The following is a 13,050-nucleotide window of genomic DNA, read 5'->3' as shown; positions in this document are numbered from 1 at the left end:
CGTCAGCCGCCGCGCAGCATCGCCGTCAACCGTTTCGAAAGCTGGGCAATTCCGGGATCCATGCCGAAATCCGAACGCAACCGGTCCAGCGCGGCCACGGCCATTCTGGCCAGCTCCTGCGGATGGCGGGCGGCGTAGAGCAGGGTTTCAGCAAGCGTCTCCGGGCTGTCTTCGCTCAGCAGGCCATGAGTGCCGTGGGTGATGAACTCCGGAATGGCGGACACCGGGGTCGACAGGATCGGCAGGGTTTGCGAGGCGGCCTCCATCAGAACATTGGGCAGCCCGTCGCGGTCACCGTCCGAGGCGACACGGCTGGGCAGCACAAACAGGTCGGAGCTGCGCATCGCCTCGATCACCTCGGGCTGGTCGCAGGCCCCGCGCCAGGTGATGCGGTCCGCGATGCCTGCATCCCGGGCCATGTCTTGCAAGAGATCGCCCAGGCCGCCGCCGCCGATGTGGGTCCAGTGCCAGTCAAGCCCTGCAGGCAGCAGCGCCAGCGCGGCGATCAGCCGGTCAAAGCCTTTCTTCTCCACCAGCCGGCCAACCGACATGAAGCGGACCGGATCCTGCGGCTGCCGGGCAATGCGTTCCGGCGGGGCGGGAAAGCGGGAAAGGTCCAGCCCATGATAGACCAGATCAACCCGGTCCGGTGTGTCGGCCAGGTCCTGAAGATGCTTGGCGCCAAAGCCCGTGCAGGTGGAGCCAAAGGCCGCGCCGTGATGGGCGGCGGAGAGTTTTTCCTGAAGTTCCCAGTCCGGCGAAGTCCAGATGTCCTTGGCATGGGCTGAAAAACTCCACGGCAGGCCGCGCATGATCGCGGCATAGCGCGCGACCGAGGAAGGCGTGTGCAGGAAGTGCGCATAGAGGCCCAGAACCTCATCCGGCATTTCGGCCGCCAGCACGCAGGCCTGGCCAAAACGGCGGATGCGGTTGGGGGTCAGGTCGCGGCGCAGATCTGCCCGCCAGATGCGGTAGGCCTTGGCGTAGCCCGGCAGGCCTTGCGCAATGGCCCGGGCGCGCCAGACCCGCTCAGGTTCCTGATACAGGTATTCCGGCAGGTAGTTCACCTTGGCCTGCAGCTGCGTGTGCAGCGGGTGGCGCTTGATGTCGGTGGGGTGGCGCAGGGACCAGATCTCGAATGCGTGCCCGGCGGCTTCCAAGGCGACCAGTTCCTGTGCGATGAAGGTTTCCGACAGCCGCGGCCAGCCTTTGACCACCACCGCAAGGGGCGGGCGGGAACCGGTCATTCAGCAGCCTCCCGGCGGATGTCGCGCAGCAGCGCGCTGACCCGCTGTGTCACGTAATCCAGGCCGTCCAGAAGCCCCTCGGAGCCCGCGGCAGAGGGCGGCGGCTGGGTGGCCAGCGCGCGGATTGCCTTGGCCAGCGCCGGCGCGTTCCAGCCGTCGCGGGTCTCGTCCAGCATGGTGGCCAGGCCGATTTCCTCGGCCCGGCTGGCGCGGATCCATTGTTCCAGCCGCGGGGTGGTGCGGGGCACGATCACCGCGGGTTTGTCGAAGGACAGAACCTCGCAGAAGGTGTTGTAGCCGCCCATGCAGACAACACCCTGGGCGCCGGCAAAAAGCGTCTCAATCTGCGATTCAAAGCCGACAGCGGTGACGCGGCCCTCGAGCCGGGCAACACGCTGCTCGAAATCCTCGCGGGTCTCGCCGGACAGGAAGGGGCCGTAAACCAGCACCGCGCGGGGGGACAGCTCAGGGTCGGCCTCATAGGCCGACAGCACCAGGTCCACCATCATCTCGCCATCGCCGCCGCCGCCGGGGGTGACCAGCAGATAAGGCTGTTCCGGCGGCTCGCCCACTTGGCCAAGGTCGCGGCGCAGATAGCCGGTCCAATGCATCCGCGCCTGCATCTGCGGCGTGAAGGGCAGCCCGGCGGTCGGGTCATAGACAGATCGCGGCCCGTAGACCCAGATCTCGTCATAGAAGTCTCGGGTCGCCTCAACCGCGTGCTTGCGCTCCCATTCGGCGGCCAGCACTTCCGGCTCATCCAGCACGTCCCGCAGGCCCAGCACCATCTTGCACCGGCCCTTGGATTTCAGCAGCTCCAGCGCCGGCATCAGCTCGCCGCGGAATCCGGTCGGCTCCTTGTCGGCCACCAGCACATCCGGTTCGTACTGTTCCACAGTGGAGCGGATGAGGGCCGCGCGCAGCTCGGCGGTTTCCTCGATGCTCATGCCCATGGTGCGCGAGGCATAGGAGCCATCGGCGCGTTTGATCACGCCGGGCAGGCGGACATGGTCGACCCGGGTCGGAAAAGAGAACCGTCCCGCCACTGGCGAACCGGTCAGGATCAGCGCCGAGGCATCCGGGTTGGCCGCCGTGATCGCCCCCGCCAGCGCCCGCGAGCGGCGCAGATGGCCCAGCCCGAAGGTGTCGTGGCTGTAGAACATGATCCGCGGTCCGCGCGTGCCGGGGGTCGCTGCTGGCATTTGCGTGCTTCTTGCCGTCATCGGGCCGCCTGATCCGGGTTCTGGACCGCACCGGGCAAAGGGATGGTTCCGGCGGCGCCGGGAGCACGCCAGCCAGTGCTGCCGCTTGTCCCAGCGCGCGTGCTGTTGTGCTCAGCCATCGTCCGCCTCAGATTGCGCGCACCGCAGCCGGTTGGGGCGGGGGGGCGCGGTCAGTATTTGCCTTTGCAGCTGCCGGTTCAGGCACTGGCTTGCAGGGCCACGGGCGCAGCTGACCGCCCGCAGGGCGGATATCAGGATTTGTATAGCCCGGACCCCATGCGCATGCAATCATGCGCTTTTATTGCATAACGCTCAGGAAATTGCGCGCGCGCCATTTACGCAACGCTGTTGCGCGTGGTTAATTTGGATCAAGTTTCCAGAAGGATATGCGGCCATGCTGAGAATGATGTTCAGGGTCCTGCTGTGTCTGCTGCTGAGCTTCAGCCTGGCGCCTTTCGCCGGCGCGCAGGAAAGTGATACAGCTGCGGGGGACGCGCTCTCCAAAGCGATAGAGCAAGCGGCCGAAAGCGGTGTCAGCGTGGTCGTGGTCGACAGCAGCGGCAAATTGCTGAATGCGCCGCCGCCAGCAGCGCCGGACACCGGGCATCCGGCCTCTGACGCGATGGAGCAGCCCTCGGTCCTGATGAAGGCGCAATCCAGGGTCGCGGCCTTCCGGGCAGAGCTGAACAGCCGGCTGGAAGCGCTGCCCTATTCGATCTTCGAAATGCAGTACATCCTGCGTCAGACCAGCCCGGACGGGCGCATCACGACCTATGTCGAAGTGATGGGCTGGAGCGTGCTGTTCCTGCTCATCGGCCGCTGGCTGTCGACGGAGATTTACGGCAAGCGTTTTGCCAAACGGTTCGTGGTCGCGCGGATCCAGGCCGCCCCCCGCGGCTATCAGGAGAAGATGCCCTTCCTGGTGTTCAGGTTCCTGATGGGGATTGGCGCCACGGTTTTTGCGATGGTCTTTGCCGCGCTGATCTCCTACCTGATTTTCGGCGCCTCAGGCGATCCGTCCATCGAGTTCACGGTGACGGCTGTTTACACCGCCTTCTTCCTGGCGCGCACGGTGTCCGACCTGTGGCGGATGGTGCTATCGCCATTTCTGGCACAGTACCGGATCCCCGTCTTCTCCGACCGGGACGCCAAACGGCTCTATATCTGGGCGTCGGTACTGGCGACCTACGACATCTCCTCGACGCTGTTTGCCACTTGGGTCGGGGATTTCGGCCTGAACTACAACGTCTATGCGCTGGTCTACGGCGTACTGGCCCTGGTGGGGACGCTGGGCAACCTTCTGATGGTTCTGGTCAACAGGCGGGCGATTTCAAACGCCATCCGCGCGGGCCGGGCGCCCGAGGAGTGCTCCTGGCTGGTGCGCGTCCTGGCCGTGGCCTGGGCGCCGGTGCTGATGGTCTATATGGCGTTCGGCTGGCTCAAACTGGCGTTTGATCTGGTTCTGGAACAGGATATCTCGATCCCCCTGACGGCTGGCAGCTATTTCGTGCTGACCACCATCCTGGTGGTCTACGGGGTGATCAACTATGGTATCGAGCGCTATTTCAGCCGCGCCCGTTTGGTAAAGCGCGAAGCGGCAGAGGTGGAAGAAACCGCGGCAGAAGGCGCAGAGGCGGAACCCGCCGCATATGAGGCCTCGGCGGCCCCCGCCGCCAGCGCCGCAGAGGCACCTGCGGCGGAGGAGGTCCTTGAGGATACTTCCGGGCTGGCAGCTGCCGGGACAATGAATGCGGTAAACGTGGACGTTCCGCAGGACGGTGCAACCCCGGAACCGGAGGACGACTTCTGGGAAGAGGAAGTAGCACCGCGGTCCAAGCACCCGATTGCCACCTACGAGGATCTTGCCCGCCGGGTTGCGGGCATCCTGGCCTTTGTGGTCGGAGCATACTCTCTGATGATCGTGTGGAACCCGGATGCAAGCTGGATCGATTCCGCTGCCGCCGAACGGGCAGTCGATGTGACGGTGATCCTGTTCATCGGCTATATTGTCTATCATTTGTTCCGGATCTGGATCGACAGCAAGATCGACGAGGAGGCCGGGGACGCTCCTCAGGGAGAGCTGGGCGACGAAGGCGGCGCGGGCGGTGCCAGCCGTCTGGCAACGCTGCTGCCGCTGTTCCGCGGCGCGATTCTGGCGGTGGTTCTGGTGTCGATCGTGCTGATCGTGCTGCTGGAACTGGGCATCAACGTAAGCCCGCTGTTTGCTGGTGCCGGTGTTGTCGGCCTGGCGGTGGGCTTTGGCTCGCAGACGCTGGTCAGGGATATCTTCTCCGGCGCCTTCTTCCTGATCGACGATGCCTTCCGCAAGGGCGAGTACATCGACATCGGCGACGTGAAGGGCACGGTAGAAAAAATCTCGGTCCGCTCTTTCCAGCTGCGCCACCATCTGGGTGCGCTGCACACCATCCCGTTTGGCGAGATCAAGGTGCTGACCAACTATTCCCGCGACTGGGTGATGATGAAGCTGCCGCTGCGGGTCACCTATGACACCGATGTGGAAAAGGTCCGCAAGCTGATCAAGAAGCTGGGCCAGTCCCTGATGGACGACCCGGTTGTCGGGCACACCTTCATTCAGCCGCTGAAGTCGCAGGGCGTGATCGAGATGCAGGACTCGGCGATGATCATCCGGGTTAAGTTCATGACCAAGCCGGGCGATCAGTGGATCGTCCGGAAACGGGTGTACCAGGAAATCCGCGAGCTGTTTGCCCGCGAAGGCATCAAGTTTGCCCACCGCGAGGTCACCGTGCGGATGGCGCCGGACCAGGAGGAGGAGCTGACGCCGAAACAGAAGGAAGCCGTAGCAGGCGCCGTGCAGGCAGCCATCGACGATGACATGCTGGAGGATATGGGCGGACCCGGCGGCGACGACCGCTAGGCCCGCCGCCGGAAACGCTCCCGCCCCCGCGCCGGACCGCTGGCGCGCTCCGCTTGGGGTTGGGCATGGCGCCGCGCTGGCGCGCGGCGCGCGCCGTTCCCTCCGGTCAGTCGAGCCAGCAAGCCGCGCTGCTGCCGCAACGGGCAGCAGGCAGGGTCCAGCGGATCTGCGCTGCGCCAACCCGCAGCGGCGGTGCCAGACGGCGGCCCGGGCCCCAGCCGGTCTGCTCTGTCTCCTCGGCGTAGTCGCTGTCCGCGGGGGGCGCAAGGTCCGGGCCATCAGCAGATTTTGGCAGTCCAGCAAGCAGTTCAGCCGTGCGCGCCAGGGAAAGATGGGCCGAGGGAACTTCCGCGCCCCGGGCCGCCGCTGCGAGCGCTGAGAACACGGCGGCAGCCATCAGATAACCAGTGGCATGGTCCAAAGCCTGCACCGGCAGCGGTGCCGGCTTGTCCGTCCTGGCCCAGGCACGGCCGGCATCGGCGATCCCTGCGCTCATCTGCACCAGGCTGTCGAAACCGCGGCGGTTTGCCCAGGGGCCGGTCCAGCCATAGGCGTCCAGCGTCACCTCCACCGCGTGGGGCGCGATCAGGCGGCGGGTGTCCGCCCCGTAGCCCAGCCCGTCGAGCGCGCCGGGGCGGTAGCCATGAACCAAGACGTCCGCATCCGCTAGAAGGGCCTCGAACACCAGCCGGTCTTCGCCCTTGGTGAGATCCAGCGCGGCCATGCGCTTGCCCAGGGAAATGTCGGTGATCACCCCCGGCTCGTCCCAGCCGGGCGGGTCGATGCGCAGCACATCGGCTCCGAAACCGGCCAGCGTGCGGGTTGAGACCGGCCCCGCAAGCACCCGGGTGAGGTCGAGTACACGCAGCCCCGCCAGCGGCCGCGCTGCCGTTGCCTGCGGCCGGTCCCTCAATCGGACAGTGCGGGGGGAGGTCCACCGGATCAGCGGCTCCGCGGCGACGGCGCGGCCTTGCGGATGGGCCAGCCAGTCTGCGCGGCTGCGCATGGCCGCGGCCACGCCGCCTGCGGCCACGATCTCACTCTCCAGCCTGTCCGCCCGCCAGTGGCGCACTGCGGCGGTGACGGCGCTGCGCTCTCCGGCGCACCCGAGCACCTGCAGCGCGGCTTGCCGGTGATGCGGCAGGTTGGTGTGCAGGCGGATCCAGCCGTCCTGCGTTTCATACACGCCCGCGATAGCGTCCCACAGGCTGGGAAGCTCCCAGCCTTGGGGCCGGAAACTGTAGCTGAACCAGAGCGACGCCAGCCGCTGGTCGACGGTAACCTCAGGCGCCGCGGGCGCGAGGTTGAGCGCTTCGGTCAGCCGCGCAAGCTCCTGCCCCGCGGCGGCAATCGAAGCAATGGCCAATTCCGTCACCGCAAAGGCGCTCGACCATTGGCCGGTGCCTGTGAGGCGGAAAGTGGACGTGGCGGGAAGAGAGGAAATCAATGTCACTGCTGATAAGGATCCAAACTATCACGCAGGCCGTCGCCGAGGAAGTTGAAGGCCAGAACGACAACAACGATAGGCAGCATAGGAATGGCCAGCCAGGGGTAGATTTCAACTGCGGTCAAGTTTTGCGCGTCATTCAGCATCACTCCCCAGCTGACCGCCGGCGCGCGCAGGCCCAGGCCGAGGAAGGAGAGCGCCGTCTCCCCAAGGATCATCGCCGGGATCGACAGGGCGGCCGAGGCAATCAAGTGCGACATGAAGTTCGGCAGCAGATGCTTGCGGATCACCCGCCCGGAGGAGGCGCCCATCATCTCGGCGGCGCGGACATATTCCTCTTCCCGCAGGGACAGGAACTTGGAGCGCACAGAACGCGCCAAACCGGGCCAGTCAAGAATGCCGAGGATGATCGAAATGATGAAGAACACCGCGACCGGCGACCAGTTCGAGGGGACCGCCGCCGACAGCGCCAGCCACAACGGCAGTTCCGGCAGCGACCGCAGGATTTCGATCACCCGGTTGACGAGCCAGTCGATCCGGCCGCCGAAGTAACCGGCCACGCTGCCAAAGAAGATGCCGAGAACAAAGGAAACCGTGATCCCGATCAGGCCGACCGTCAAGGACAGCTGCGCCCCGTAGGAGACGCGGCTGAAGATATCGCGGCCCAGACGGTCGGATCCCAAGATGAAGATCGTCGCGTCCTCGCTGGCACAGAACAGGTGGCGGTTGCTTTCGATGAAACCGGCCAGGTTATAGGCGCTGCCTTCACAGAAAAACGACAGCTTGAGCGGGCGCGAGGTGTCTGGCTTGAACTCCCATTGAAAGGTTTCCAGATTTGCCTCGGAGGTCATCGGATACACGAAGGGTCCTACGAATTCGCCCTCGTGGAACAGCTTGATGGATTGCGGCGGCGAGTAGAGATGCTCTGAAAACCGCTGGTTTGGTCCGTAAGGCGCGATGAAGCCGGCAAACGGTATCAGGCCGTAGGCAATCAGCAGGAAAATGCCCGAGATCAGGCCCAGCCTGTGCGTCTTGAACTTGCGCCAAACCAGCAGCCAGTTGGGTGCGTCCAGATCCTTGCGCTCCAGCTCCAGCAGCGAGGCCTGCGGGTCAAAGGGCTCGTCGTCGACATACCGTCCGTCAGGCAGCTGGGTCATGAGTTGCGCCCCTCGTAGCGGATTCTGGGATCAAGCAGCACCAGCAGCACGTCAGAGATCATGGTGCCGATCAGGGTGAGCAAGGCGACAAACATCAGCACGAAGCCCGAGAGGAACATGTCCTGGGTCTTGAGCGCGGTCAGCAGGGTCGGGCCAATGGTCTGCAGCCCCAGCACCACCGACACCAGCACCGAGCCGGAAATCATCGAGGGCAGCAGGTTGCCGATATCGGCGACAAAGGGGTTGAAGGCGACCCGAAGCGGGTATTTCGCCAGCATGCGCGAGGGCGCCATGCCCTTGGCAATTGCGGTCTCGACATACGGTTTGCCCAGTTCGTCCAGCATATTGGCCCGCAGACGCTGCATCATGGCAGAGGCGCCCGCGGTGCCGATCACGAAGGTTGGCACGATCAGGTGCACAAGTATGGACTTCACCTTCTCCCAGTTCATCGGCGCGCCTTCGAATTCAGGCGCCATCAGCCCGCCGATTGGCAGGTCGAACCAGCGGTGGCCATAGTAGAACAGGATCAGCGCCAGCAGGAAGTTCGGCGTGGCCAGTCCCAGATAGCCAACAAAGGCAGTGGTGTAATCAACCCAGGTGCGGGCCCGGGCCGCGGCGAGCACCCCCAGCGGCAGCGCCACGGCATAGACGAAGACCACTGCGGCGAGGTTCACCAGCACCGTCAGCCACAGGCTGTCGCCGACGATATCGGCGACCGGGCTGTCGAATTCGAAGGACCAGCCGAAGTTGCCCTGTATCATGCCGGAAAACCCGTGCGGGCCGGGCATGAAACCCATCCAGATCATGTACTGCTGCCACAGCGGCTTATCCAGCGCGTACTCCTTGCGCAGGAACTCGGCCTTGGCAACGCCCGCGGACTGGCCGGTGGCCTGCAGCTCCGCAATCTGGTTCGACAAGTAGTCGCCGGGCGGCAGGTTGATGATGGCAAAGACCAGCACCGACACCACCAGCAGCGTCAGCAGCATGGTGCCAAAGCGGTATATGGCGTATCGCAGAATTTCCATCAGTCTTCGCCGTCCTCGAAGAAGAACTCATCGGGGTGATAGACGCCGAAATGCGCCCCCGGATCCCAGGCCCAGATCGCCTTTTCCGGCACATTGCGCAGGCGGTTGCTCACCACGACGGGCTGCGGAGCGGCGGCCACCACGCCGATGGCATAAACCTGATCCGCGTGGATTTTCAGCATCTCGCGCCAGGCGGCCGCGCGTTCTTCCTGGGTGGCGGCCATGTTCCAGTCCTGCAGCAGCGACAGCAGCCGCTGGGCGGGGGCCATATCTGGCGGCTCGCCCGCGCTGCCGCCGGTCTGGTAGTGCTGCCCCCACTTCGGCCAGGACAGGAACACCTGATCGGTCGGCGCCAGATAAGCCGGAGAGGTATAGGCTTGCGGCAGCCCGTTGTCCCAGCCGAACCAGGCAGACGACATGGTGGTGCCGGAAAACACACGATTGCGCAGGATGTCGCGGTCCAGCGGCCGCATCACCAGCTTCACGCCGACATCGTGCCAGTCGTCGGTGATAATCTGGAGCGCGTTCTCCACCTCTTCGCGCTCGCCCGCGGTTTCGACCACCAGCTCCATCCGGCGCCCGTCTGGCAGGTAACGGATGCCGTAGCCGTCCTTTTCAGTCAGGCCTGCCTCGTCAAGAAGCTGGTTGGCCAGTTCCGGATTAAAGCCCGCCCAGGCCTCGCGCAGGGCGGGATCGAAGAATTCGCTCTGCTCCAGCACTGTCATCGCGCCAGGTTCGGCCAGATTGAAATAAAGCGCCCGGTTGATGGCGCGCCGGTTGATGGCCAGCGACAGGGCCCGGCGCACCCTGACATCGCGCAGGATCTCGCGCCAGACCGGGTCGTTCACGTTGAGGTTCGGATAGATGGCAATCTGGGAGGCAGCGCCGGAGGCCCACAGGTAGGTCTTGTAGTTCCTGCCGTCCTTCTCGCCTTTGCGCAGGATCGGAATGTCGCGGAACCCGAGGCCGCGGGCCTGCAGATCGGCTTCGCCCGCGTTCGACTTGGCCGCCACCAGACCGGCGGTGACGATCTCCATTTCCACGGTGTCGATATAGGGCAGCTGCACGCCGCGGCTGTCGATGCGGTGGTAGTAGGGATTGCGCACGAACTGATGGCGGATCTTCTTGCCGGGCGACGCGTTGATCCAGGGCTGCAATGTCGGCAACTCGTGGTTATCGAACTTGTACATATTGTCGTATTTGTTGTGCAGCGCCGCCCAGCTCTTGACGCGGGCATAATCGACCTCCTCGGCCAGAACCTCCGGATCGGCATAATCGGCATGGAACTGCTTCAGGTACTCCGCCGGCCGGTAAATGAACGGCGGGCGGGCCTGGGCGAGCATGTGCATGAAGCCCGGGTTGGGCGCATCCCACTCATAAATGACAGTGGTTTCATCCGGAAAGCTCACCCGCGGCAGCTTGCCCAGCACCCGCATGAAATCGGGCGGCCCGGCCGGGCTCAGCAATTCGTTGTTGGCAACGTCTTCCCACCAGTACCGGAAATCGGCCGAGGTGAAGGGGTCGCCGCTGGACCAGCGGTGGCCGGGGCGCAGTTTCAGGGTGAAGCGGCGGTTGTTTTCAGCCTCAAAGCTCAGAAGGATGTCCGGCTGCAGCTGATAGTTTTCGTCATATCCGGCCAGCCGCGCATAGCCATAGACCACCATCTGGCGGATGTCCTTTGAGCGGGTGACCATGGTGTTGAGGGTGCCACCCTGAATGCCGAATTCCCGCCCCTTGGCCGCGAGGTCCACCACCAGCGGCACGTCGGGAATGCGCTTGGCAGCGGGCGGCATGTAGCCGGCCTTGACCTCCGACTCCCAGAAGGCGCTTTCCTTCACTTCTGGTTCCGCCTGTGCGGCGAGCGGTGCCAGGCAAAGTGCGGCGGCGAGGAGCGGTTTCAGGGCATCAAACATGGCAGCGTACCTTGTGGCCGTGCTCCAGGTGGAGCATGTTCACCAGCGGCGGCGCCTCGCTACCGTCAAAACGGAATTCCTCGGGCCAGCATTCGGGCGCACCGGCGCCCTGGGCCACCAGGTTCAGGTCGATGGGCCGGTCGATATCGGGTTCCGGCTGGGCGGCGATCAGCGCCTTGGTGTAGGGGTGCTGAGGGTTGTAGAACAGGGTTTCCGGCGGCGCCTGCTCGACGATCAGACCGCGCCGCATGACCGCGACTTCATCGGCAATCCGGGCAACCACCGCCAGATCATGGCTGATAAACAGGTAAGACAGTTTCTGCTGGTCGCGGATCTCTTCCAGCAGCCGCAGGATCTGGTCCTGCACCGAGACATCCAGCGCCGAGGTTGGCTCGTCGCACACGATCAGCGCCGGGTCCAGCATCAGGGCGCGGGCAATCGACAGGCGCTGGCGCTGGCCGCCGGAGAATGCGTGCGGGTAGCGTTTGAGCATGTCTGGCGACAGTCCGACCAGGCGCAGCATTTCCGCCGCCTTGTCGCGGCGCTCAGCACGGCTGCCGATGCGGTGAATGTCCAGCGGCTCCATCAGCGTGTCCTGAATGCGCATCCGGGGCGACAAAGAGGAGTAGGGGTCCTGGAACACCATCTGCGCCTGGCGCTGAAAGGCGGTGCGCGCGGCGCGGTCCATGTCGTGCACGGTGACCGGCGGCTCTCCCTGCGCCGGACGGAACAGCACCTCGCCGCCGGGGTCAGGCAATTCTGCCCCCAGCGCAATCCGCGCTGCGGTGGTCTTGCCGGAGCCGCTCTCGCCGACGATCGCCAGTGTCTCGCCCCGGGTCATCCGCAGGTCGATCTCGCGGCAGGCGTGGATCAGGGTCGGTGCCTGCCAGCCCCTGCCGGCCCTGAGCGTGTAGGTCTTGGCGACCGATCTCATCTCCAGGATCAGGTCTTCGCGCGATGGCGGGATGGCGACCACTGCTTCATCCGGGATGCCGGGCGCGGCCTTGAACAGCGCCTGGGTATAGGGGTGAGCGGGCGCGCGCAGCATCGGCTCTGCGCCGCCGGATTCCATCACCCGGCCCTTGTGCATCACCACCACCTGTTCAGCCATATTGGCAACCACGCCCAGATCATGTGTCACCAGGATCATCGCCATGCCGGTCTCGCGCTGCAGATCCTTCATCAGCCCCAGCACCTGTGCCTGAGTGGTCACATCCAGCGCCGTGGTCGGCTCGTCGGCGATCAGCAACTGAGGCTTGGCCACCATCGCCATGGCGATCATCGCCCGCTGCCGCATCCCCCCGGACAGTTCGAACGGGTAAGAGCGGTAGGTTTGTTCGGGTTCCGGAAAGCCGACCCGCTCAAAACACTCCAAAACCAGTTTGCGGGCTTCACGCTCGCTTTTGCGGCCATGCAGCCACAGCACCTCAGACACCTGGTTGCCGATCCGGTGCAGAGGGGACAGGGAGCGCATCGGCTCCTGAAAGATCATCGACACGATGTTGCCGCGCACGTCGCGCATCCGGCGCTCCTCCAGCGTGGCCAAATCCAGCTGGTCCTGACCGGTGTCCAGCAGAATGCGCCCGGAACGCAGCTGCGCCACTTTCGGCAGGATGCGCAGAACCGCGCGGCAGGAGATCGTCTTGCCCGACCCGCTTTCCCCGACCAGAGCCAGGGTTTCGCCCGGCCGGACGGCAAAGCTCACGTCTTTCACGACGGAGTCGTCCTTGTTGAAACCAATGCTGAGGTTTTCGACGGACAGCAGCGGGCGCATTCAGATGTGTCCGCCCGGCTGGTTCAAGGCGTGCATGAGATCGTGTGTTCCCCTGTTTTTTGGCCTCACCATCGCGCGCCGGGGCCTGCTTAGTCAAACCCCATTTGGCGAAAGGAGCGCGGGGAAAGGGAGATTTAACCTGTATTTGCGGGGTGCAGCCCTGCGCCGCGCCGGGGCGGCTGTCGCTATCTGCCCCGGTTGCGTGACGGTTCAGCTTGCCGCGAACAGGGGCTTCACGCATGGTCATGCTTGTGTATTCGGGGTGTTCAGGCGCAATGCCGCCCGGTCGCGCGGGGCCTGTGGCCTGAAGGCCACTTGCATCGTACCGCTATCGCCGGGCGGCGGCTTTGCCATGTTGGCGCCAGCAG

8 protein-coding genes are annotated in these 13,050 nt (G+C 64.9%); 1 reads left to right on the top strand and 7 read right to left on the bottom strand.

Annotated features, from left to right (window positions below):
* Positions 1 to 2: 2 nt before the first annotated feature.
* Positions 3 to 1,247: a glycosyltransferase gene (locus DAEP_RS0111475; RefSeq protein ID WP_027244749.1), complete on the bottom strand. Its 1,245-nt coding sequence runs from the start codon at positions 1,245 to 1,247 to the stop codon at positions 3 to 5.
* The gene (locus DAEP_RS0111470) at positions 1,244 to 2,449 is read right to left on the bottom strand and encodes a glycosyltransferase family protein (protein ID WP_027244748.1); all 1,206 of its coding nucleotides are present in this window, start codon (positions 2,447 to 2,449) and stop codon (positions 1,244 to 1,246) included. The genes DAEP_RS0111475 and DAEP_RS0111470 overlap by 4 nt, the downstream gene beginning before the upstream one ends.
* A 415-nt stretch (positions 2,450 to 2,864) precedes the next feature.
* Between DAEP_RS0111470 and DAEP_RS0111465 the strand changes: the two genes are divergently transcribed.
* On the top strand, positions 2,865 to 5,366 hold the full coding sequence (locus tag DAEP_RS0111465; protein WP_027244747.1) for a mechanosensitive ion channel family protein: 2,502 nt from the start codon (positions 2,865 to 2,867) through the stop codon (positions 5,364 to 5,366).
* 106 nt (positions 5,367 to 5,472) lie between these two features.
* Here the strand turns inward: DAEP_RS0111465 and DAEP_RS0111460 are convergent, their stop codons facing one another.
* Genes DAEP_RS0111460 through DAEP_RS0111440 form a run of 5 tightly spaced genes read right to left on the bottom strand, consistent with a single transcriptional unit; the run spans position 5,473 to position 12,682 of the window.
* Positions 5,473 to 6,819 (bottom strand): CoA transferase, encoded by a 1,347-nt coding sequence (locus DAEP_RS0111460; RefSeq protein ID WP_027244746.1) that lies wholly within the window; start codon positions 6,817 to 6,819, stop codon positions 5,473 to 5,475.
* Positions 6,816 to 7,970 carry an ABC transporter permease gene (locus DAEP_RS0111455; protein WP_027244745.1) on the bottom strand — a complete coding sequence of 385 codons (1,155 nt, stop codon included), beginning with the start codon at positions 7,968 to 7,970 and terminating at the stop codon, positions 6,816 to 6,818. Before DAEP_RS0111455 ends, DAEP_RS0111460 begins: the two co-directional genes overlap by 4 nt.
* Entirely contained in the window at positions 7,967 to 8,995 is a 1,029-nt protein-coding gene (locus DAEP_RS0111450) for an ABC transporter permease (RefSeq protein ID WP_008555237.1), read from the bottom strand. Before DAEP_RS0111450 ends, DAEP_RS0111455 begins: the two co-directional genes overlap by 4 nt.
* Positions 8,995 to 10,908, bottom strand: a complete 1,914-nt coding sequence (locus DAEP_RS0111445; RefSeq protein ID WP_027244744.1) for an ABC transporter substrate-binding protein — start codon at positions 10,906 to 10,908, stop codon at positions 8,995 to 8,997. The genes DAEP_RS0111450 and DAEP_RS0111445 overlap by 1 nt, the downstream gene beginning before the upstream one ends.
* Positions 10,901 to 12,682 carry an ABC transporter ATP-binding protein gene (locus DAEP_RS0111440; protein WP_027244743.1) on the bottom strand — a complete coding sequence of 594 codons (1,782 nt, stop codon included), beginning with the start codon at positions 12,680 to 12,682 and terminating at the stop codon, positions 10,901 to 10,903. Before DAEP_RS0111440 ends, DAEP_RS0111445 begins: the two co-directional genes overlap by 8 nt.
* Between the last annotated feature and the right edge of the window lie 368 nt (positions 12,683 to 13,050).

The organism is Leisingera daeponensis DSM 23529 (assembly GCF_000473145.1).
Lineage (GTDB): Bacteria > Pseudomonadota > Alphaproteobacteria > Rhodobacterales > Rhodobacteraceae > Leisingera > Leisingera daeponensis.
This window is presented reverse-complemented; position numbering and strand designations above follow the sequence as displayed.